This window comes from Psychrobacter sp. 1176_08 (assembly GCF_052850615.1).
The window spans coordinates 283428-305526 of record NZ_VXCU01000005.1 but is presented as its reverse complement, the minus strand read 5'-3'; the positions used below and the strand labels follow the sequence as shown (position 1 = coordinate 305526).

The window sequence follows — 22099 nt, the reverse complement described above, 5'->3', positions numbered from 1 at the left end:
GCATCCTTGTTGGCTCAATTTTTAACTCAGATTTTGTTTATAATAAATTTTACTTAAATACTCACAATGCAGCTTCACGTAAACGCTTGGCTTTTAGCGCTTTGCTGGGACGATGGCGCCACAAATCGATGCTGAATAATAACAGACCTAACCAAATTAACCCAAATACCGCTAAGCGATGTAAGTCAAAATGCTCTTTATAATAAAATACTGCCAAGAAGAAAATGAAAGTCGGTGTCAGATAATTCATAAAGCTTAAGATACTAAACGCGACCATCTTAGTCGATTTATTAAACAGCAGTAATGGTATCAGTGTAATGGGACCTGCCAGCATCAATAGCCAAATATTCGGACTAAACCAAAAACTCAGTTGACTACTGACCACGTCTGCTTGCCAAAACCACCACAAGCAAATCGGTACTAATAGGGTTGTCTCAACAAACATAGCATCGACCGCAGTTAGAGGCGTTTGGCGCTGAATCGTCCCATAAGTACTGAAACTAAATGCCAGTATCAGTGATATCCAAGGCAAGCTACCAAGCATGACCACTTGAATCACCACGGACAAGAGTGCAAAGCCAATAGCAATCCATTGCAGAGGTCGCAACCGCTCTTTGAACAAGATCATTGATAACGCCACACCCACCAAGGGGCCAATAAAATATCCCAAACTGGCTTCAAGTATACGGTCATGATTGACCGCCCATACATACGTGAGCCAATTGGTGGCGATAATCAAGCCAGATATAAAAGAAAACGCGATCCATCTAGGATTTTGCTTAAGTGTATCAATCCACTGCCAACGTTTGGTCGCTACCAATACAACAAGCAAGCATGCAAATGTCCAAATGATACGATGACCGATAATCTCAGTCGCATCATAGGCTGCCAACTGCTTAAAATATAATGGAAAAATACCCCAGATAAAAAAAGCACTGAGGGCAGTCAAAATGCCACTTCTGGTTGTTTTGATGGGCGTAACAGGTTTTTTGATAACGTCTTGGGTAGCCATAGTACAGTACAACGTTTTAGAGCAAAGCGCGCCCTCGCCCCATGATAATTTCTTATATTTATATAAAGGCAAGCGCGCAGGGTTACTACAGATAAAATACAAGTTAAAAAGCAATGTGTTGACGCCTGCATAGACATCAACACATTGCTAAAAATAACCGCTCGTTTGAAATAAATTTACTTAAAAATTAGAACGTCTTCTCATCTCAAAAATGATATCAGCTTAAATGCTGGTATCTTCAATTTGAATGGACATACCAACTTGATTAGCAAGTTCGGCGAATCCTGGGAAGCTGGTATTGACCGTCTCAACCCCTTCGATGATGATTTGCTCTGATGCCCGTAAGCTTGCAACCGTAAAGCTCATCGCAATACGATGATCATGATGCGAGGTAATCCGACCGCCACCAAAAACAGGCGGGCTATTATTGATCTGATCGTCTTGGCCACCAGTTCCTTTACCTTCGATGATTAGACCATCTTCAGTAACCGTGCACTCAATACCAAGCGTTTGTAACCCTTCTGCCATTACTGCGATACGGTCAGATTCCTTGACACGCAACTCTTTTGCACCTGTCAATACCGTACGGCCTTGCGCGCAACTGGCAGCAATAAACAATACTGGGAATTCATCAATCGCCAGTGGCACTAAATGCTCTGGTATCTCAATACCAACCAAGTTTGACGCACGAATGGTAATGTCTGCAACTGGCTCACCGCCGACATGCGTATTATTACTTAGGCTAATGTCTGCGTTCATCAGCTTTAAAATATCAATAACGCCAGTACGCGTAGGGTTAATTCCCACTTGTGTCAAGGTCAACTCACTACCTTGGCTGATCGCTGCCGCAACCATAAAGAAAGCTGCTGACGAGATATCAGCAGGCACAGCGATATCACCGCCTACTAGAGTACCGCCTCCTTCCACACTGATGCGATTGCCATCGACTGTGACTGGATAACCAAAAGCTGACAGCATGCGCTCAGTGTGATCTCGACTGACTTCTGGTTGAGTAATAGTCGTTGTGCCCTCACTCCACAGACCTGCCAGCAATAAGCAAGACTTAATCTGTGCAGAAGCCACTGGTAGCTCATAATCTATACCCTGTAATGGCTTACCAACAGTGTCTCGGCCAGTAATGCTGAGTGGCGCGGTGCCGCTATGACCGGTACTTTGGATAACAGCGCCCATCATACGTAACGGCGCTGCCACACGCTCCATTGGGCGTTTATTAAGACTGGTGTCACCCAGCATCACGCTGTCGAACGGTTGCGCCGCCAAAATACCTGCTAGCAAGCGCATACTGGTGCCTGAATTGCCCATATACAGCGGTGTTTTGCTGGGTTTTAAGCCATTCATGCCAACGCCATGAATGGTCAAATTACCATTATCAGGTCCCTCGATGGTCACGCCCATATCACGAAACGCTTGCAACGTCGCAAGAGCGTCTTCTCCTTCCAAAAATCCAGTGACATGGGTAACGCCTGTCGCTAAGCTACCAAGCATAATACTGCGATGAGAGATAGACTTGTCACCAGGAATGGTAATGGTGCCAGAAACGGTAGTGCTTGGTGTAATAATATAAGAAGCTGACATGGCAGAAGTATCCGTATAAGGGGTGCTGGCTAACATATGGCCAAAATGTCGCCGCGCGGCTTGCGCACGGCCCAAAAGTCCCATCAGGGCGGTTGAATCTTTATCGATGATCAGCTGACGCATGGTTTGTAAATAGATACCATACTCATCAAGCGCACTGACAATCGCATTTTGATTGGCAAAAAAGATGTCGTGCCACATTTTAGGGTCGCTTGCGGCAATGCGAGTAAAATCACGAAACCCACCAGCAGCATAGCGAAACATATCCAAATTATCATCATGACTGGCCAACTGCTCTACCAGATTAAATGCCAATAAGTGCGGTAAATGACTGGTATGCGCCAGTATGGCATCATGGTGATTGGCCTCCATCGGCATCACCTTTGCTCCCACCGTCTCCCACAATAATCGCAGCTTAGCAATAGCCACATAACTGGTCGTAGGTAGCTCACAAATAATGACACTATGATTGGCAAATAGAGTGGCGCGGCGAGCATGATACCCTGAATTTTCAGCCCCAGCAATCGGATGCGCAGGCACCAGACCTATTGGCAGCGAGGTAAATACCGCTTTGGCGGCATCAATGATGTTCGCTTTTGTGCTACAGACATCAGTAATCATACAGTCAGAAGCGAGCTGTCCGCTATCCATTGCCTGTTTAATATCCATGAACACAGCTTGTACCGCCTGTACAGGCACGGCGATGATGATCAGATCACTACCAGCCACTACTTCGCTCAGAGTTGAGCTGCCGGCTTCCAGCAGACCTTGTTTGATTGCCTCTTCTATACTGGGCGCATGCCTATCGACTGCCACCAAACGCTCACTCAAGCCATTGTCTTTGATGGCTTGCGCAAGGCTGGCACCAATGAGTCCAAGTCCAATCACACAAACTTGTTTAAACAACGACGGCTGAGCATTTAAGAAGGTTTGATTATTATTTTTTTGATTTTTTTGCTGACGACTCACGACTTTTCTCATTGTACAAACAAACGCCAATACGGATAAAGCAATACAGCGTTTGTGTTATAAAATTTAATGGCTGTTTTTTAAAATGGTGGCGATCTTATCAGTCTTCGGTCAAGATAGATTGTAAGGTATCAATCAAGCGTAGATTGTCCTCTGCTACGCCGACAGTGATTCGTAGCCAATTAGGCAGACCATACGCTGTCAATGGACGAACGATCACGCCTTGCTCTAATAATGCTTGATAAATCACAGTAGCCGTGGTGTCCTCCATCTCAACTTCTACCTCGACCATAATAAAATTGGCATGCGACTTGATAAATCCCAAGCCTAACGCATCAAACTGCTTTTCAAGCCAACGCATTTGCTCATCATTCATCTGACGGGTTTTTTCAATAAAATCTTGATCAGCAAGGGCAGCAGCAGCAGCAGCTAAACCAATACGGCTGACGTTAAATGGCTGACGGATACGATTTAACAATTCCGCCACTGCCACTGAGCTCAATGCATAGCCAATACGCAAGCCCGCTAGCCCATAAGCTTTAGAAAAAGTGCGTACGATGACCACGTTATCAAACTCGTCTAGCAGCGCGCGATTGTTGCTCTCGGGACTGTATTCAATATAGGCTTCGTCTAATACCACCAATACGGAACTTGGCACACTAGCCACAAACTCATGTAGCGCTTTATGCTCGAGCTGCGTACCCGTTGGATTATTGGGATTGGCGATAAACACCATCTTAGTATTGGGGTTGTCTTGAACTGCCTGACTCATGGCTATTAGGTCATGCCCAAAACGGTGGGCAGGTACTTCTATACCCGTTGCGCCTTGCATTTTTGCCAGCATCGGATAAATAATGAACGCATATTGGCTATACACAATCGCATCATCAGTGCCAGCAAAACTGCGCGCCAAAATATCAAGTAGATCATTTGAGCCATTACCTAACGTAATCTGCTTAACGTCGACCTCATTAAAATCCGCCAATGCCTGCTTGAGATAATAACCATTACCATCAGGATAGCGTGCCAGTTGCCCCAATTGCTCAGTCACGGCCAGCGTCACATGCGGTGAGCAGCCCATTGGATTTTCATTACTGGCAAGCTTTACCACATCTGCGATGCCATACTCACGCGTCAACTCTTCAACTGGCTTGCCTGTTTGATAAGGCGCCAACTCTAAAATACTGTCATAGGCAGGCACTAGTGGTGATAAATTTGACTCTGGCGCTTGAGTAGACTTCATGATTTATCCTTAGATGTGGTCAGACATCTATTATGGGTTGAGCCTGTTGTGTTAGGTAATGACTACCATATACGTTAACGATAGTCACATACGCTAAAGGTGCGATACATCTTAGGCTATAAGACGGCTTTTGGATAAGAACCCAGTATACGTACATCTTTTACCAATGGACGAATGTCATTAATGGCGGCACTCACATTTGCGTCATCGACATGACCATTCATATCAATAAAGAAAACGTACGCCCATTTATTAGGACGTTCAGGACGTGTCTCAATACTGGTCATCGAGACGCCATGATAAGACAACGGTTTTAATATTTCGATCAGTGCGCCCGCTTTATCATGCGCTGACACCACGATAGAGGTTTTATCTTGACCTGACGGTGCGATAGACTCATGTCCTATGATAAGGAAGCGTGTGGTGTTACTTGGGTTGTCTTCAATATTTGAATACAGCTTATGTAAGCCATATTCTGCAACCGCTACATCCCCTGCAATCGCAGCTGAATGCCACTCGTTTTTCAAGCGACGTGCCGCTTCCCCATTGCTCGATACCGCCACGCGCTCAACATTGGGAAAATTCACATCAAGCCAATGACGGCATTGAGCCAATGACTGTTGGTGCGAATAAATACGGCTCAAACCATCAATTTTGGTATGCTCTGCCACTAAGAAGTTTTGATGGATCGGTAATTCAACTTCACCAATGATTTTGAGACTCGAAGACAAGAAGCCATCCAAAGTATGATTGACCACGCCTTCTGATGAGTTTTCAACAGGCACCACACCATACATGGCGGTTCCTGCTTCTACTTCACGGAATACATCCGTGATAGTCGTCATCGGTACCGTATCAGCCGCTTTACCAAAATGTTTGAGTGCGGCTGCATGGGTAAAGGTGCCAACTGGTCCTAGGAAAGCAATGCGCTGCGGCGCTTCTAAATCCAAGCACACCGACATGATTTCACGGAACAAACGGGCCATTTTTTCATCAGCGATTGGCCCAGTATTACGTTCCATGACTGCTTTTAATACTTGAGCCTCTCGCTCTGGACGATAAAAAATAGGGTTACTATTGTCATTAGATGAACTATTGGCTGTATGGCTTTTTTTCACGGCCGCCACTTGTTGAGCCAATTTCGCGCGGTTGTTGATTAACGTTTGGATTTCGCAGTCTACTGCATCAATATTTTGACGAATATTATCCAAAAACTCTTTCTCAGTTGCAGTGTCGTTAGTGCCTGCAATGGCTTGATTCAGATTATCCATGTTTTGCTCTGTTGACTGCTCACTCATTACCGCCCATCCTTCTTAGATTTTATAATCTGTTAAGTATTACTGTGTTGATTTCAATATGCAATAGACCAGTCTATCAAAAATATTGTGCCCTACCAGTCTTATCTTTTATGGTTACCATAAGCGAACCATACTCTAAATGGCAAATACGGCAGACAGAAATCTGCTCAGGTCTACTATAACAAAAACTGTGCTCAGTGCCCATTCGTAAATGGGCGTAAACGGGTATAAATAATAGGTAAGCGAATTAATATCAGCAAAATTATGACATATGTCAGCAGTGCTTAGTGAAACTATGAAGTAACATAGGCTCAAAACTATGGTACAGTTTAATGCCGATAGCAAACCACTTTATGAATAAGACTATAAATCTATAACTGAAAAAGGATACTTGATGAGCGCTTTACAACAACTTCGCACTATGACTACTATTGTTGCTGATACTGGTGATCTAAATGCGATTGCCCGCCTAAAGCCTATCGATGCGACCACCAACCCCAGCCTTATCACCAAAGCACTTATCCATCCTGATAACCAAGGTATGCTGTCTGAAGCCATGAGCCGCCATAATGGCAATGTAGATGCGGTAATTGATGCGCTTACCATACAAATTGGCTGTGATATTTTAGCGCTTATTGAAGGTCGGGTTTCTACAGAAGTTGATGCCCGCTTGTCTTATGATACTGGAGCTACCATCGATAAAGCCTTAGAGTTTATGGAAGCTTACCAAAAAGCAGGGATTGATTCAGAGCGTGTCTTGATTAAAATGGCCGCCACTTGGCAAGGTATCGAAGCCGCTCGCTATCTTGAGACCCAAGGCATTCACTGCAATCTGACCTTGCTATTCGGACAGCACCAAGCAATCGCTTGTGCCGATGCTGGCGTAACACTGATATCACCTTTCGTTGGTCGCATTTTAGATTGGCAAAAACGTCAACAAAACCGTCAAAACGTCCCTGCTTCAGACGATATGGGCGTACAGTCCGTAAAACGTATTTACCAATACTACAAACAGCATGATTACCGTACACAGGTAATGGGAGCAAGTTTCCGCTCAACTGAGCAAATACTAGCATTGGCAGGATGCGATCTATTGACCATCGCGCCCGACCTTATCGATGAGCTAGCAGCAATGAATACCGACGTTATTCAGCAGCTATCACCAAGTATGTCACTAGAAATGGCTGATATGGCCCGAGTAAGCTTAACGCATGAAGAGTTTAGTACCGCATATCAACAAGATACTGTCACACAAGATTTACTGCCAAAAGGTATTGATGGCTTCATTGGCGCTCGTGATGAGCTTGCTCAAATGCTGGCAGCGATGCGCAATTAATACAAGCACATACGGTTATTGACGATATACTAAGAGTAGGCAGTCTTCTTAAAAGATATTTGCCTGCTCACAGTAAGTTGGCTATTATGGCCTACTTTTCACAACCCTATTCAAGGCTTTATTATGAAACGGCTATCAGTATTATTGGCAGGGAGTGCTCTAGCAGTCAGCGCAAATGCAGTGAACTGGTCAAAAGTGTCAGAAAGTCCTAATGGAACTATTTTTAGTGTCGATTTGAACTCTATCGAAAGCTCTGACATCAGTGTCATAGATGAAAAGCCGATAGACAATATCACGGTTTCGATTCGTAGAACCTACCCGACTCAGAAAAACTCTGTACAAAAAAATGATGACAAAGACGGTAAAACACCGAAAGAAACCAAAGTAAATAAAGATAAAGCCAGTAAAGACACCATTCTTCATCATAGTGATCAGCAGTTATTAATCTCCTGCAAAGATGCAAGCTACTATAAAAGAGCTTATGTGGACTATGGCGCTGATAATAAAGTCATCAAATCTTGGCAATCAGAAAAACCCATATTGACGACCAAGGATTTTATCATTACTACTCCCAAAACGATTGCTCGTCTTATCGTCGAACAAGCCTGTAAAAACTATGAAAATGATCAAAAATCGGTTTAATGGCTTAAGTAAAAACTAACCAACAAAAAAGCGCGCTGAACGATATCAGCGTGCTTTTTTCATGTAACCGTCTTAATTTATAAAAACAGCGGAACAATCGGCTTAAGCTTTTAAAACCGTATATACGGGTACAGGAAATTTGCCGTGTAAATCGACCAAATCTAGCAACACCAATGCACCGACCACAGTGTGACTTGCTGATTGGCAAAGCTCATAAGCCGTGGTCAACGTGCCACCCGTGGCTAAGATATCGTCAACAAGCAAAACGCGCTCAGGTGGCAAATTGTTTTGCATCTCAAGAGTATCTTTTCCATATTCTAGTGCATAGGCTTTGTTCGCCACTGGCGGTGGTAGCTTGCCAGGCTTGCGTAGCAAAATCATACCCTTACCCAATCTGCCTGCCAGCAAGCTTGCAAACACAAAACCACGTGCTTCGACTGCACCCAAACAGTCGACTTCATCCAATAATCCTTTTGGCAAAGCAGCAAGTAATGCATCGATGACCTCATTAATATGACTGCGCAATAACGGCGTAATATCATAAAAATCAATCCCGACTTTTGGGAAGTCTGGTACGGTACGGATAATTTGCCAAAACTGATGGTCAGTATTGAGCATATCAGAAGGTTCGGCGTCGTTGTTCGCGGATATAGCGGCATTGCTGCTCATAATGACCCTTAATATATATGGCTTAGATAACAGTATAGAGATAATAATTTAACAATCTTAAGTACTGAAAATCGTTATAATTTTTCGGCGATGATTATATCACAGCTGATAGAAATGTTGGGGCATGAGCCATCACAATAGCGCCAGTGATTTTGATAATTCGCAATCAAGGACCTTGATAAAAACCAAATTATCTCAATATACAAGTGTAAACTTAACTACGAAAACCCTAGCCATATAGCAAAGGTTATATGCTAAACTACGTGCGTTTTTGCAGTCTAATATAGTGATTGTGACTCTAAATATGCGCGTTAATAACTTACTGTAATACTGGTAATGATCGATAGGACTATTTATGAAACGTTATGAATGTATTGTCTGCGGCTGGATATACGATGAAGAGCTCGGTTGTCCTGAAGAAGGCATTGCGCCTGGTACCAAATGGGAAGACATTCCTGATGACTGGACTTGTCCAGAGTGCGGTGTTGGCAAGCTAGATTTTGAGATGCTTGAGATTTAGTAGATGACCCTCTAATTAGGATACTTCATGACAAAATCAAACGATAGCAATGACACTAAACTGTCTGAAAGCTTGGCTGAACATTCAAGCAGCTACCCAACACCTGAGTGGCAGAAATTTGGTGAACATCAATGGGGTGATTCTGACCTGAGCGAGCATCTCTACCAGGCAATGATTGATATTGGCGATGGTATTGAGCTTTGTGTGGAGGCTGGTGGCAATCCCAACAATCCCCCTTTATTGATGGTGATGGGACTTGGCTCACAGATGGTATTTTGGCCAAACAACTTTATCAAGCGCTTCATTGATGCAGGTTTTTTTGTCATTCGCTTTGACAATCGTGATATTGGCTTGTCTTCTAAAGTCCAAATTGAGGGGCTACCGCGTATCAGTCAATTCAAAATGATGATGCGTCTACAAACAGGGCTTTCTAATAAAGGCGCGCCCGTTGCTTACAATCTGACAGATATGGCAGAAGATACCGCCCGTTTGATTAAAGCCCTTAACCTCGGTCCTACGCATCTGCTTGGCGCTTCTATGGGCGGTATGATTGTACAGATTGTGGCTGCCCGTTATCCAAGCCTTGTTAAAAGAATGGCGTTGATGTTTACCTCAACCAATCGTGCATTTTTACGTCCACCAAAACCCAAACAGCTTTACACGCTTATTAACCGTCCTGAAAGTCACTCTGAGCGTGATATTGTACGCCATAGTGTTTGGTTCATGAAGACGGTGGGTACGCCTGGTCATGTCAACGTACGTATGGTGCGTGAAATTGCTAAGTTACGTTATCAGCGCAACTTTCATCCGCTTGGTACGGTACAGCAGCTTAACGCTATTTTGGCATCAGGCTCTATCAGTCGTTTTAGTAAGCAGGTCAAAGCGCCTACTATCGTCTTACATGGTAGCGCAGATGGACTACTACCTCCTTCACAAGGACGCGTGGTTGCCAAAACCATTCCTAACGCTAAATTCCACTTAATTGAAGGAATGGCACACGATATTCCTGAGTATTATCAGCCATATATGGTCGATTTGATTAGTAATCACTTATTGGCTAAGTAATCTTAGCATTTGGTTGTCTGAGCAAATCGGCAGTAAAAAAGAGTGTAAAACCTATTGATACATTAATAGGCGTTACACTCTTTTTTATACCAATAACAGGGGGTTTCTCTCATAGTAAATCGTCTATATAGATGTGAGCTTTATTCACAGCGAACCCCTTCCCCTTTTGTGTCAACGCACATCTTATTACCGTTCTTTAAATTACCAATCCAAGCTTTGCCGTCTTTGAATATAAATGCTGATTGGCCTTTATAGCTGCCTTTGGCTGACACACCGCTATTAGAAAATCGAAAAGGTATCACCAGCTCACCGCCGAGATTGATAAATCCCCAGTCCTTACCGATACGTACGCCAGCCAATCCTTCAGAAAATGGCCGTGCGTCATCAAATGAATAAGTAATCATAGTCACGTTATTGTCATCGACGTATCCCCATTTGCCATCCTGCTGACGTGCGTCCAGCGTCGTAAAGCGATTAGATGCCGCTTGCTTGGTCTGGGCGGATGAGCTGCTGCTATTTTTATTCGCCGACGATCTAGCCGCAAATTCGTCACTATCAGCATTACTTGGTTCGTTTGTTGTTTTACCATTTTTATCAAGCCAGCTAACTGCTCGGTTTTTACGTACCCGTGCCATGCCATTTTGATAATCATCAATATCACTAATTGCTGCCGAAAATGGCACAATAATTTTGTTGGCAGTATTAATGACGCCATAATTACCATCTTTTTTTACCACAATTCGTCCATCAGATACCGGACGCGCCCAACCTTGGCTTTCTGAGAGCACATCATACATTGCAGGAACGACTTCGCGACCCTTCATATTGAGATAACCGACTCGATTATTACGCTGCACTGGCAGCAGACCACCTGACAACTTATTGGCATCGACTTTTTGATAGCGCGAGAGATCCACCACGCTTTTGCCTTTATTGTTGATCAATGCCACGGGCGCGCCAAAATCTTTTATGGCTAAAAAATAGCCACTGTTCGCTGTACAAGAGACATTTTTGTAGTAGCTTTTGGGAATTTTACAACTGGCTGCTTGGGCAGTTGGCATTGCAATTAGAGCGCCAGATAAAATACTCAGCGTTAAACAACATTGCGACCATGTTCGTGGCAAACTGAATATTAAAGAGGACTGGCGTTTTGGTAATAAACGTCGAAACATAAGTAGACCTAAACCAATGATATTGAAATTTTTAATACAAATGTAGATAAAATATAACCATTATAAACCACTAAAGCGATAAACACTGTTATCTACGCTAACATCATTCCTGCACGTAAGTGACTCGACTGTATACCTCTCTGCACTTAAAAAAACGCAATACAATGAGCTGCCATTTAAAAAATAAACATAAATGAGCATTTAGGCATTTCAATTTAGGGTCAAACCCTCGACAATATGCCCTACATTGATAGCATCGTTAAACGATTAAAAAAATAACACTGATTTGAGGACAGTCTATGACTATCGCTTCTTCACGCTCTGCACCTATTGGCTTAGTCATTGGTTGTGTCATATTTGGACTGGGTAGTTTGATTGTCGCTCATGTAGATGTCGGTGGCTGGGCGATGTCTTTTTGGCGATTGCTGGTTTCTGGTATCGTGTTTGCGGCTTTAGCCAAAATGATGGGACAACGCCTACCTCGCTCAAGGCGTGCTATTTTTTATAGCTTATTGTCTGGTGTGTTTTTAGGACTGGATTTGGCGCTTTGGCACGAGAGTATTTATGCCGTCGGCCCAGGCATCTCGACTTTACTCAATAGTCTACAGATCTTTTTCTTAGCCGCGATTGGGTTTTTATACTTCAATGAGCGTCAATCCATCCTTCAGCTAATCAGCCTATTTTTAGCCATGCTCGGGGTTGCGATGATTGGCAGTCCTGAATTTGCGCACAATACAGCGGCCACTTGGGGGTTTGTCAGTGGTATTCTGTCTGGGGCAATGCTGGCGGCATCCATGACTTTTATCCGAAAAACGCATGATACAGAACCAACACCCATATTTATGCTCATGCAATTGATTAGTATTGGCGGGGTTTTAGCGATGATTGTCCCGATGCTAGTGTTTGATATGGGCAATATTTTACCCAATACGTGGTCGGAGATTGGTTGGATACTGATCTATGGGACGGTGATGCAATGCTTAGCCTGGGGTTTAATCGCCTACTCGATCCCTAAGCTCTCATTGGCATTGACGGGGCTATTACTATTGACGGAGCCTATTGCTGCGTTGGTCATTGATTATAGCTGGCTGGATAAGCCCATCAATACCTTACAATGGAGCGGTGCGCTATTAACCATGTTTGCTATTTACTTGGGCTCTTTAAAACCTAAGCCGCGTGCCCTGCGCCGTTATCGATTTTTTTCACGGTTTTATAAGCGTGATTACAAATAAGCTTGATATTTTTTGCAAAAAAAAGCGCTTCTCTTATCTAGAGAAGCGCTTTTTCAACTATGTGAACTCAATCAATAACCGACTGCTATAGCACTGATTATTTGGCTAGTGATTTGTTGGTATCTTTTGCCTCAGATCCATAATTGAATAAAGCATTGAGTATAATAGCGGCCAAGGTAGCCGTACCGATACCGCCCAAATCAAAACCGCCTAAGTGCAGGCTAAAGTTACCTGTACCCATGATGACAGTGACAGCAGCGATAATCAGGTTGCTGTTTTTGCTAAAATCAATGTGACTGTCTATCCAGATTTTCACACCTGCCACCGCAATCAAGCCAAATACTACAATAGAGGCACCGCCCAACAATGCCGCTGGAATGGTCTGAATAATGGCACCAAACTTTGGCGACAGTCCTAGTAGAATGGCCACCAAACCCGCTACTACAAATATTGTGGTGCTATATACTTTTGTCACGGCCATTACACCGATGTTTTCAGCATACGTAGTGACACCTGTCCCACCAAACCCTGCCGAAAAAGTCGTCGCGAGTCCATCAGCAAAGAAAGCACGGCCCATATAAGGCGTTACTCGTGCCTTAGTCATACCTTCAACCGCCTTAAAGTGCCCTAAGTTTTCTGCAACCAAAATAAAGGCCACTGGGACAATTAAAATAATAGCGCTCATCTCAAAGCGCGGCGTATGAATGCTTGGCAGTCCAAACCATGAAGCTGCGGCCACACTGCTGAAGTCAATGGCTGTTCCAAAGCCCAATATGTTGGTCATCACAAAGTAGGCAATATAGGACAGTACCAATCCCACAAGCAATAGCAAACGGCGTAGCATCCCTCTGGTAAACACTGCCACCACACTGATGAGTAATACCGTCAACGTGGCCATCCATGCATCGAACTGATTGGCAGAAACCCCTTGAATAGTAACTGGTGCTAAATTTAGACCAATAATCATTACGATGGCACCTGTAACGATTGGCGGCATCAATCGCTCGATCCAGCCTGTGCCCGTTTTCATTACCAGTAGACCAATCAATGCATAAATAATACCGCAAGCCATGATGCCGCCCAACGCAACGTTCAGGTTGTCATTGAACCCTGCACCTGCATAAGCCGTCACAGCAATCACTGGACCAATAAAAGCAAAGCTTGAACCCAAATAACTTGGCATGCGTCCACCAGTGATCATAAAAAACATCACTGTACAAATACCAGACATCAAAATGGCTAAATTAGGATCAAATCCCATTAAAAGCGGCGCCAGTACGGTCGCCCCAAACATTGCAAAAGTATGTTGTATACCAAGTAATACACTTTTTGATGGTGGCAAATACTCATTAATACCCACTGGATCACGGTCTAGATTGCCTTTGTAAGGCTGCCATGTTGGAAACCAGCGCCCGTTTTCAAAATCTGGATTATGTGAGTAAGTGCTAGAGGCTGAATCTATACCTGCAGCCTCCAAGGCATTATGAGCTGACTGATTTTTAGCGCTGTTTTCTACAGGTGATGAAGGATCTATTTGAGAGGGCATGCGCGCTTGTCCTATGTTGGCTAAAGTAATAGGCTAAAATATCTGGTGAACTAGAAATTGAATAAAACTATATGGAGCAAAACTGTCTTGAGTAAACCATAGAGACAGTCGATAGGATTATTATGTGATTGGCTATTTTATCCATAGCAACTCTATATATTCCCATCTATAATATGCCATCCCCATTCATTCATTTATGTTCTAATATGACAAACCAAAAGTACGATTTGGTATGATGATCGTTATTTGATAGAGGTATAGGGCCAGATGTGTTCTACTGAAACTGGTTTTAATCGCCTATGACTCGATGTACACTATGGCGATGATCACTTACAGGATGTTACATAATCACTGGCTCCGAGCATGATAACGGAGTTTCAAAATAAATAAAAGTTATTATTCAGTCACCATACACACTCTTTGATTTACGCATTTTCATAGACAGCGCCTTATGCCTATTTTTACCCGTGCATAAAAGTGCAAGCTGTCTCTCATATTTTTAGTAAAAGTGCTTTTGGGAATGGATGTCCCATACTCAAGCGCTCCAAATTTTCGGTAATTTATTATGATTAGTGTTTTTGATTTATTCAAAATTGGTATTGGTCCATCAAGCTCTCATACCGTCGGCCCAATGGTAGCCGCAAATTTATTTTTGGCCTCATTGAACCAACAGGCAGAACTACAGACAGTTGAAAAAATAGAAATCGAGCTTTACGGTTCTTTGGCCGCCACAGGCAAAGGGCATGCCACTGATACGGCGATACTATTAGGACTACTTGGTCATACCCCTAGTACCATCGATACTCGTATGACCAGTAGTTATCTATCCCCTATTTTTTCTGATAAAACATTGAATGTCTCGGGCGTTCATACGGTTGCGTTTGATACAGAGCAAGATATCCATTGGTACGATGATACTGTTTTGCCTTATCATCCTAACGCAATGACCCTTCGAGCAATATTGCAGGATGGTACTCGTTATCAGCAGACTTATTATTCCGTCGGCGGCGGCTTCGTCATTAATGAAGAAGATGCCACCAATCCTGATGAAGATCAAGCCAGCCCAACGATTGATCGCGTTCCTTATCCATTCAACAACGCGGCAGAGCTTTTAGATCAATGCTCTCAGCATGGCTTGAGCATCAGTGATTTGGTCTTAGCAAACGAATGCTACTTCCATGAAAAAGAAGAAATATTTGCCTATTTGGACAGCATTTGGGACGTGATGCAAGACTGTGTCAAGCAAGGTTGTGAAAATGGCGGTATCTTACCTGGTGGTTTGGATGTCAAACGCCGTGCACAGGGCTTATACTTGCAGCTATGTACTGAAAAAGATCAACCCATATCGAAAACAGATAAGCTTGCTGCCATGGATTGGGTCGATTTGTATGCGCTTGCCGTCAATGAAGAAAATGCCAATGGTGGTAAAGTCGTCACTGCCCCAACCAACGGTGCTGCGGGTATCATTCCAGCCGTATTGCATTACTATCGAGATTTTTTGCCCAATTATAGCCAAGATGGTGTGCGCAAATTTTTGTTGAATGCCACCGCTATCGGTAGCTTAATCAAGCAAAATGCATCAATCTCTGGTGCCGAAGTTGGCTGTCAAGGTGAAGTGGGCTCTGCTTGTGCCATGGCAGGTTCGGCATTGGCAGAAATCATGGATGGCTCGCCAGCCAAATGTTTAAACGCCGCTGAAATTGGTATCGAGCACAATTTAGGTTTGACTTGTGATCCGATTGGTGGCTTGGTACAAGTACCTTGCATCGAACGTAATGCCATGGGTGCCGTCAAAGCCATCAATGCGGCACGTCTTGCTTGTAGAGGCAATGGTCAGCACTTTGTTTCTTTAGACAAGGCAATAGAGACCATGAAGCAGACAGGTGCAGATATGTCTGATAAATATAAAGAAACGGCTCGTGGTGGTTTGGCAATTTATGCGGACAATCGCATTCCTACCGCCACTCGCGGTGTTACCGTTAACTACAGTCAATGCTAGTAGCAGTTACCGCTATACTGCCCATACAAAAAAGCCTCTAACGTATTAGAGGCTTTTTCATTACTGTTGACTCATCACTCTAAGTCAGCATCATACTGCTATTATTCAGCCGTTTTTGAAACCACTTCATTTAGAATCCAGATTGGTTGTACCATATCAGAACCTTCAGCAGTCACTGCTTCTTGACGAACATCAAGTACATAGCGATAGTTTGGCTCATAAGTGAAGCCTTGGATGTTACCGTTTAGCGTATTGAAGTTTTTCTGGTGAGTCTGACGATACTGTAGGCACTGTGATTCTACTTTGCTACCATCAGTGGCTGTCAGATCACATACTGCTTTACGTGGAGCGATCTCTACCTCAAAACTTGGAATGTTGACGATTTTAACATTCATAGGCTGTCCTTCAACAACCATGGTACGCTCGTTGTCCATACCCATCGTAGAACAACCTGAAAGGGCAAAAGTTGTCATCAATGCTGCAAGTGCTAATTTTTTCATTATCAAATCCTCAGTGAATTAATCTATGTTTGTATTTTCTTTATCGCCTACTGGATTGAATTTATTGTTATAAACGTCCTGTATTGTTTAGTACATACTCAAAATTTGTAGGCAGTTTTAGTGACTATTATGACGCTATTGCCAATATCAAATGAATAAAGTAAGGCTTTTGAAAATTTACTACGTTATTAGCAATGCCGTCTATTGTTTACTGAGGCTAGTATAGGGTGCAAGACTGCGTTCGCTCTATGACTGCTTTGTAAAGTAACGTCAGCTTTTGCAACTGATGTTAATAAAACGTATAAGATAATGGTATAAAATGATAATCCGCAAATTGCAAAAAGCCAGAACAATCTATGCTCTGGCTTCATGATAATACTGATTAAACGCTTCGATCTAAAAATATCAGCTACGATAGTCCGCATTGATTTTGACATAATCGTATGACAGATCACACGTATAAACCGTATCACTGGCATCACCACGTGCCAAATCAATATGAATGGTAATTTCAGCACGGCTCATCACAGCTTTACCTGCTTCCTCTGTATAAGTGCTAGCAACGCCGCCATTTTGGCAAATCATTACCTCATCCAAATATACGTCGACTTGTTCTGTATCCAGATCTTCAATTCCAGCATAACCCACTGCCGCTAGGATACGACCCCAGTTGGCATCACTGGCAAAGAATGCTGTTTTGACCAATGGTGAATGTGCAACTGCATATGCCACATCACAGCATTCTTGCGTTGTCTTACCACCCGTGACTTTTACCGTCATAAACTTGGTAGCACCTTCGCCATCACGTACGATCAATTGCGCCAGACGTACAAACACTTCTGTCAAGGCGGCAAAAACTGCCTGATAATGCGGATGCGTTGGACTGTCAATCACATCCGAGCTGGCGTTACCTGTCGCAATCAATACACAGCAATCATTGGTTGAAGTATCCCCATCAACGGTAATGCGGTTAAAGGACTGCTCATTTATGGCACTCAGCATTTCTTGTAATACATCAGCCGCAATGTTGGCATCTGTTGCCACATAGCCCAGCATGGTCGCCATGTTAGGTCGTATCATACCTGAGCCTTTTGACATACCAGTAATGTGATAACTGATACCGTCAATATCGACTTTTTGGCTTGCAAGCTTAGGGATAGTATCAGTAGTACGAATACCATTCGCTGCAGCCAGCCAATTGTCAGACGCTAAATTGGCAAGCGCATTGTCCAAGCCATTAATCACAGCATCACTATTGAGCGGTTCACCAATCACGCCAGTAGAGAATGGCAATACGGCACTGATATCGACGCCTGTTTTGGTTGCTAACGCTTGACAGATATCCACAGCACGGCGTTTACCATCAGCGCCCGTGCCTGCATTGGCATTACCTGTATTGGTGATCAAATAGCGCGGATTGGCTTTGGCAAAGTGCTCGCGCAATATACGCACGGGTGCCGCACAAAACGTATTCTTAGTGGTCACAACTGCAGTGGTGGCCGTATCAACGATCTCAATGACCACTAGATCATCACGATTCTTATAGCGTATGCCTGCTGCTGTGGCGCTTAGTCTAATGCCTTCAATAGGATAAATAGTATTAGGTACTGCAACATTTCCGACAGCCATTATTGAATCCTTATTTCTCAATTTTTAGTGTTATTTGAATAAAAAATTTAACCAATACGATATGAACCCTGCTCTATTAAAAGCCCTGCATATATCAAAGCTTACTTAAGTCAAATGCTGACCAAATAGGCGCATGGTCAGAAGGTTTTTCCATGCCTCGCAACTCATAACTGATACCAGCATCGACACACGCCTCTACCAAGTCAGCGGTACATAAAATATGGTCGATACGTAAGCCGCGCTTAGGGTCGTCGTTAAATCCTCCACTGCGATAATCAAACCAGCTATACAAGTCTGTACTCTCTGGATAATGCAAACGATACGTATCGGTCAGCTCGCGTGACATCAAATCGCCATACCATGCACGCTCTTCTGGCAAAAACGACGTTTTTCTATTTTTTAGCCAGCGCTTTGCGTTGACCTCACCAATACCGATATCAATATCTTCTGGGGCTATATTCATGTCACCCATGATGACGAGAGAACGCCCTTCTGCTTTTAAAGTGTCGATATAAGCCATCAAATCTGCGTAATAAGCACGCTTCATGGGGAATTTGGTGGGATGATCTTGACTCTCGCCTTGTGGAAAGTAGCCGTTAAGCACATCAATTTCGCGACCTTCTATCACGTAGCGTGCATGAATAAAACGCTTTTGTGCTTCTATATCTTCGCCCGGAAAGCCTTTTTGTACAAAAATAGGCGCAACCTTAGACAATAATGCCACGCCATAATGGGCTTTTTGACCGAAGTACTCAATATGATAACCAAGACTTTCTATGTTTTTTAGTGGAAACTGCTCGTCATGCACTTTCGTTTCTTGTAGACCCATTACATCAGGATCGATGACCTCTCGTACAGCTTCAAGCTGATGTTGGCGGGCGCGAATACCATTGATATTAAAACTGACAAAACGAGGCATAAACCATCCTATACTGATTGATTAGACTATTTGACTAGAGAAGGTGCTGAACGAACACATGACTTGTAACGATAAACAAATGACTATGATAACAGACGTAGACAGCCTATCTGTTGCGTGCCTTTGTATCTTAAGTTAGAGTAACGTTTATTATCACATACATCGCTTTTTATTAAATAACTTTACTGAGTCCCACTATGACGACCCCTATAAATAACCATACAGATGCATCCTCAAAACCTGACAACTCTACCACGCCACTATTTGCGACTGATTATAACGTCTATATTAACCATACTGACGCTGGTGGTATAGTTTATCACGCCAATCATTTGGTGTTCTTTGAAAATTGCCGCCGTGACTGGTTTACTCACCTTGGTCTAAATGGTTATTTTTTACAGAGTGACCATGGTGACATACAGCATTTTGTCGTGAGTCAAGCAGATTTACACTACAAAAAAGCCATTCTTTTAGATGAAGTCATCAATGTGCGTATCGATAAAGTCGAGCTCAAACCTGCTAGCATGATTTTTTACCAAAGCATTCATCGCCATCTGCCTGATAATAACGCTACTAGCAAAGCCAATGAAAGTCTGTTAAGTCGCGCTAAAATTGTGATTGCTTGCGTGCAAAATCAGGTCAAGCCTGACCCAGTGTCTAAAGATGACAATGCTGCTGCTTATAATGCCCCCATGCGCCCTATTCGTGTTCCTCAAGAGCTACATGATGCCATCCAAAATGCCATTACTCAGCAGACCCATAAATGATGACGCTAACCTGTTGGCACGCATCAGAAGCGCCTCATGCTAGCATTTGATAACCTTTGGGTACATAGCAAGCGCGCTACGACAGCCGATCAGAGCCAAAAAAGCGCTTCTGTTACAGGCTCAATACTGTCTGAAAACTATCACTATTGGCTCAAGAGAATAAGGAAGCCGTCAGCGCTGGATTGCGCTACGCTCACTCATGAACGCACCTTAATAAATGGGATCAGCGGAAAACTGCTAGCAGGACAGATAACGGTCTTAACAGGGTCTTCTGGAAGCGGAAAATCTGTATTGTTGCGTGTGTTAGCAGGTCTGTTACCAATGAGCAGTGGTGAAATTAGCTTACAAAGCGAATCAAACAGTTCTATTTATCCTAACATTAATGAGCGTATTTATGATACTGCCCCTACAGCGTGGCGCTCGCGAGTTTCGCTACTTGCTCAACATCCTCAACTGCTAGAAGGCCGTGTCATTGACAATTTACAACTGCCTTATCGCTTGCAAGCGCACCAACATCATAAGTTTGATATTGATTGGCACATCAAACAGCTTGGCCATCTAGAGCGCAGCGCTGATTTTTTACACCAAGAAGCCACTCATCTTTCGGGTGGTGAGCGGCAACTGGTCAATACGTTACGCCTATTGCAACTAAACCCACAAGTATTGCTATTAGATGAACCGACCGCCGCCTTAGACAGTGACACATCCACTCAGCTGGTACGTTTACTCATTGGCTGGTTGCGAGCTGATCCGCTTCGCACCTTGCTATGGGTGACTCATGATACCCAAGATATTATGCCATTGGCCGATAGACATTGGGACATGCAAGCAGGTGTGCTAAACCCTGTGTTTTGATGGGGCAACCAAAGCATTTGTTATTTATTTGCTGACTCACTTGCTCATTCACACAAGTGATTATTGATATAAATGCGTTATCTTTTATTCTACGTTTGTCTTTTTTCTTTAATCACTTTTATCATGGGCATCTATGAGCGCGATGGACGATATGCACGTATTCCTAACTTATAGCGACATCGCTCTTGCCAGCAGTCTCATTATTATCGTGATTGTCTTATCGTGGCGCCTGCGCTTACAGCTCACCAAAACGCTCTTGATGGCTGCGGTGCGTACGGTTGTCCAGCTCAGTTTTATCGGGCTGATACTGGCATGGATTTTTGCGCGCGAACAATGGTATGAAGTGTTGGTTATTTTAACCATCATGACACTGATTGCAGGAAGCGCTGCTAAAAACCGTGTCAAACGTCATTATAAGGGCTTATTTACTGACACTTTGCTCGCCGTTAGCGCCTCTGCGATATTGGTCACGGCAATCGCTATCGTCATGATTTTACAGGTGCAGCCTTGGTATACGCCGCAGTTTATTATCCCTATATTGGGTTTGATACTGGGCAATTCTTTGACCGCCATTTCACTGACCAGTAACCAGCTGATTGAAGCTTTTCATGAGCAACAAGGACGTATTGAGATGATGTTAAGCCTTTCTGCTCGCCCGTTCGAGGCCGTACATGATCCTATACGCTCAGCAATCATCAACGGTATGACCCCTACTTTAAACTCCATGCTAGTTGTCGGTATTGTCAGCTTACCTGGTATGATGACAGGGCAAATATTGGCAGGTGCCGATCCTACTCAAGCGGTTCGCTATCAAATCGTCACCATGTTTTTGATATGTGTGAGCAGTATGCTTGGCTGTACCATCAGTGCTTTACTCATTTATCGCCGATTCTTTAATAAACATAAACAGTTAATTCTACCTTAATCACTATTAAGATAATTTTCATGTTCAATAGCCATCGTTTTGACGGGTTAGAATTTCTACCTAACTGACAACGACTCTTTAAACCTTAACGTTACAAATCTGATAAAAAAGAAATTGAATTTTTCAGCTTTATTTGTGCACTCTACAGTCTTGCATACTGGTATTACATTAAAATCTATTCATGCTAATGTATTGCTTAAATGTA

The 22099-nt window shown here is 43.3% G+C and carries 19 protein-coding genes; 9 read left to right on the top strand and 10 right to left on the bottom strand.

Going from position 1 to position 22099, the window contains the following annotated elements:
* Positions 1-61: 61 nt before the first annotated feature.
* The 4 genes from rarD to pheA form a co-directional block, all read right to left on the bottom strand.
* Positions 62-1012, bottom strand: coding sequence for an EamA family transporter RarD (rarD, locus tag FW759_RS08785; protein WP_443528153.1), 951 nt, complete (start codon positions 1010-1012; stop codon positions 62-64).
* Between the two features lie 222 nt (positions 1013-1234).
* Positions 1235-3577, bottom strand: coding sequence for a bifunctional prephenate dehydrogenase/3-phosphoshikimate 1-carboxyvinyltransferase (locus tag FW759_RS08780; protein ID WP_446442742.1), 2343 nt, complete (start codon positions 3575-3577; stop codon positions 1235-1237).
* 100 nt (positions 3578-3677) lie between these two features.
* Entirely contained in the window at positions 3678-4820 is a 1143-nt protein-coding gene (gene hisC, locus FW759_RS08775) for a histidinol-phosphate transaminase (protein WP_062844431.1), read from the bottom strand.
* 116 nt (positions 4821-4936) lie between these two features.
* Positions 4937-6118 (bottom strand): prephenate dehydratase, encoded by a 1182-nt coding sequence (pheA, locus tag FW759_RS08770; protein ID WP_062844430.1) that lies wholly within the window; start codon positions 6116-6118, stop codon positions 4937-4939.
* Positions 6119-6512: 394 nt separating this feature from the next.
* Here pheA and FW759_RS08765 point away from each other — a divergent pair, with 394 nt between their 5' ends.
* The gene (locus FW759_RS08765; protein ID WP_446442741.1) at positions 6513-7454 is read left to right on the top strand and encodes a transaldolase; all 942 of its coding nucleotides are present in this window, start codon (positions 6513-6515) and stop codon (positions 7452-7454) included.
* Between the two features lie 123 nt (positions 7455-7577).
* Positions 7578-8096 (top strand): hypothetical protein, encoded by a 519-nt coding sequence (locus tag FW759_RS08760; protein ID WP_095568513.1) that lies wholly within the window; start codon positions 7578-7580, stop codon positions 8094-8096.
* A 102-nt stretch (positions 8097-8198) separates the two neighbouring features.
* Here the strand turns inward: FW759_RS08760 and FW759_RS08755 are convergent, their stop codons facing one another.
* The gene (locus FW759_RS08755; protein WP_131392076.1) at positions 8199-8765 is read right to left on the bottom strand and encodes an adenine phosphoribosyltransferase; all 567 of its coding nucleotides are present in this window, start codon (positions 8763-8765) and stop codon (positions 8199-8201) included.
* Between the two features lie 355 nt (positions 8766-9120).
* On the opposite strand from FW759_RS08755, the gene FW759_RS08750 reads away from it, so the two are divergent.
* Both FW759_RS08750 and FW759_RS08745 read left to right on the top strand, forming a co-directional pair.
* The gene (locus FW759_RS08750; RefSeq protein ID WP_021814629.1) at positions 9121-9285 is read left to right on the top strand and encodes a rubredoxin; all 165 of its coding nucleotides are present in this window, start codon (positions 9121-9123) and stop codon (positions 9283-9285) included.
* A 27-nt stretch (positions 9286-9312) separates the two neighbouring features.
* On the top strand, positions 9313-10350 hold the full coding sequence (locus FW759_RS08745) for an alpha/beta fold hydrolase (RefSeq protein WP_062844426.1): 1038 nt from the start codon (positions 9313-9315) through the stop codon (positions 10348-10350).
* Between the two features lie 140 nt (positions 10351-10490).
* On the opposite strand, the gene FW759_RS08740 is transcribed toward FW759_RS08745, so the two are convergent.
* Entirely contained in the window at positions 10491-11522 is a 1032-nt protein-coding gene (locus FW759_RS08740) for a WG repeat-containing protein (protein ID WP_446442740.1), read from the bottom strand.
* 299 nt (positions 11523-11821) lie between these two features.
* Here FW759_RS08740 and FW759_RS08735 point away from each other — a divergent pair, with 299 nt between their 5' ends.
* Positions 11822-12754 (top strand): DMT family transporter, encoded by a 933-nt coding sequence (locus tag FW759_RS08735; protein WP_446442739.1) that lies wholly within the window; start codon positions 11822-11824, stop codon positions 12752-12754.
* Between the two features lie 97 nt (positions 12755-12851).
* On the opposite strand, the gene FW759_RS08730 is transcribed toward FW759_RS08735, so the two are convergent.
* Complete coding sequence (locus FW759_RS08730; RefSeq protein ID WP_095568516.1) at positions 12852-14300, bottom strand: solute carrier family 23 protein; 1449 nt, start codon at positions 14298-14300, stop codon at positions 12852-12854.
* Positions 14301-14865: 565 nt separating this feature from the next.
* Between FW759_RS08730 and FW759_RS08725 the strand changes: the two genes are divergently transcribed.
* Positions 14866-16299, top strand: a complete 1434-nt coding sequence (locus tag FW759_RS08725) for an L-serine ammonia-lyase (protein ID WP_095568517.1) — start codon at positions 14866-14868, stop codon at positions 16297-16299.
* A gap of 101 nt (positions 16300-16400) precedes the next feature.
* Here the strand turns inward: FW759_RS08725 and FW759_RS08720 are convergent, their stop codons facing one another.
* The 3 genes from FW759_RS08720 to xthA form a co-directional block, all read right to left on the bottom strand.
* The gene (locus FW759_RS08720; RefSeq protein ID WP_062844421.1) at positions 16401-16799 is read right to left on the bottom strand and encodes a DUF4377 domain-containing protein; all 399 of its coding nucleotides are present in this window, start codon (positions 16797-16799) and stop codon (positions 16401-16403) included.
* A 405-nt stretch (positions 16800-17204) separates the two neighbouring features.
* Positions 17205-18428: a bifunctional glutamate N-acetyltransferase/amino-acid acetyltransferase ArgJ gene (argJ, locus tag FW759_RS08715; protein ID WP_446442738.1), complete on the bottom strand. Its 1224-nt coding sequence runs from the start codon at positions 18426-18428 to the stop codon at positions 17205-17207.
* Between the two features lie 94 nt (positions 18429-18522).
* Positions 18523-19347 (bottom strand): exodeoxyribonuclease III, encoded by an 825-nt coding sequence (xthA, locus tag FW759_RS08710; RefSeq protein ID WP_446442737.1) that lies wholly within the window; start codon positions 19345-19347, stop codon positions 18523-18525.
* Between the two features lie 197 nt (positions 19348-19544).
* Between xthA and FW759_RS08705 the strand changes: the two genes are divergently transcribed.
* The 3 genes from FW759_RS08705 (at position 19545) to FW759_RS08695 (ending at position 21894) form a co-directional block, all read left to right on the top strand.
* Positions 19545-20114 carry a thioesterase family protein gene (locus FW759_RS08705; protein WP_446442736.1) on the top strand — a complete coding sequence of 190 codons (570 nt, stop codon included), beginning with the start codon at positions 19545-19547 and terminating at the stop codon, positions 20112-20114.
* 36 nt (positions 20115-20150) lie between these two features.
* Positions 20151-20969 (top strand): ATP-binding cassette domain-containing protein, encoded by an 819-nt coding sequence (locus tag FW759_RS08700; RefSeq protein WP_446442735.1) that lies wholly within the window; start codon positions 20151-20153, stop codon positions 20967-20969.
* A 142-nt stretch (positions 20970-21111) separates the two neighbouring features.
* A complete protein-coding gene (locus FW759_RS08695) occupies positions 21112-21894 on the top strand; it encodes an ABC transporter permease (protein ID WP_446442734.1) in 783 nt (260 codons plus the stop codon).
* Positions 21895-22099: the final 205 nt, after the last annotated feature.

What these genes read in the sequence shown, in the direction of transcription:
- rarD (WP_443528153.1), bottom strand. Translation starts at nt 1,012, where the DNA reads ATGGCTACCCAAGACGTTATCAAAAAACCTGTTACGCCCATCAAAACA.
- hisC (WP_062844431.1), bottom strand. Translation starts at nt 4,820, where the DNA reads ATGAAGTCTACTCAAGCGCCAGAGTCAAATTTATCACCACTAGTGCCT.
- pheA (WP_062844430.1), bottom strand. Translation starts at nt 6,118, where the DNA reads ATGAGTGAGCAGTCAACAGAGCAAAACATGGATAATCTGAATCAAGCC.
- FW759_RS08765 (WP_446442741.1), top strand. Translation starts at nt 6,513, where the DNA reads ATGAGCGCTTTACAACAACTTCGCACTATGACTACTATTGTTGCTGAT.
- FW759_RS08760 (WP_095568513.1), top strand. Translation starts at nt 7,578, where the DNA reads ATGAAACGGCTATCAGTATTATTGGCAGGGAGTGCTCTAGCAGTCAGC.
- FW759_RS08755 (WP_131392076.1), bottom strand. Translation starts at nt 8,765, where the DNA reads ATGAGCAGCAATGCCGCTATATCCGCGAACAACGACGCCGAACCTTCT.
- FW759_RS08750 (WP_021814629.1), top strand. Translation starts at nt 9,121, where the DNA reads ATGAAACGTTATGAATGTATTGTCTGCGGCTGGATATACGATGAAGAG.
- FW759_RS08745 (WP_062844426.1), top strand. Translation starts at nt 9,313, where the DNA reads ATGACAAAATCAAACGATAGCAATGACACTAAACTGTCTGAAAGCTTG.
- FW759_RS08740 (WP_446442740.1), bottom strand. Translation starts at nt 11,522, where the DNA reads ATGTTTCGACGTTTATTACCAAAACGCCAGTCCTCTTTAATATTCAGT.
- FW759_RS08735 (WP_446442739.1), top strand. Translation starts at nt 11,822, where the DNA reads ATGACTATCGCTTCTTCACGCTCTGCACCTATTGGCTTAGTCATTGGT.
- FW759_RS08730 (WP_095568516.1), bottom strand. Translation starts at nt 14,300, where the DNA reads ATGCCCTCTCAAATAGATCCTTCATCACCTGTAGAAAACAGCGCTAAA.
- FW759_RS08725 (WP_095568517.1), top strand. Translation starts at nt 14,866, where the DNA reads ATGATTAGTGTTTTTGATTTATTCAAAATTGGTATTGGTCCATCAAGC.
- FW759_RS08720 (WP_062844421.1), bottom strand. Translation starts at nt 16,799, where the DNA reads ATGAAAAAATTAGCACTTGCAGCATTGATGACAACTTTTGCCCTTTCA.
- argJ (WP_446442738.1), bottom strand. Translation starts at nt 18,428, where the DNA reads ATGGCTGTCGGAAATGTTGCAGTACCTAATACTATTTATCCTATTGAA.
- xthA (WP_446442737.1), bottom strand. Translation starts at nt 19,347, where the DNA reads ATGCCTCGTTTTGTCAGTTTTAATATCAATGGTATTCGCGCCCGCCAA.
- FW759_RS08705 (WP_446442736.1), top strand. Translation starts at nt 19,545, where the DNA reads ATGACGACCCCTATAAATAACCATACAGATGCATCCTCAAAACCTGAC.
- FW759_RS08700 (WP_446442735.1), top strand. Translation starts at nt 20,151, where the DNA reads ATGCTAGCATTTGATAACCTTTGGGTACATAGCAAGCGCGCTACGACA.
- FW759_RS08695 (WP_446442734.1), top strand. Translation starts at nt 21,112, where the DNA reads ATGGACGATATGCACGTATTCCTAACTTATAGCGACATCGCTCTTGCC.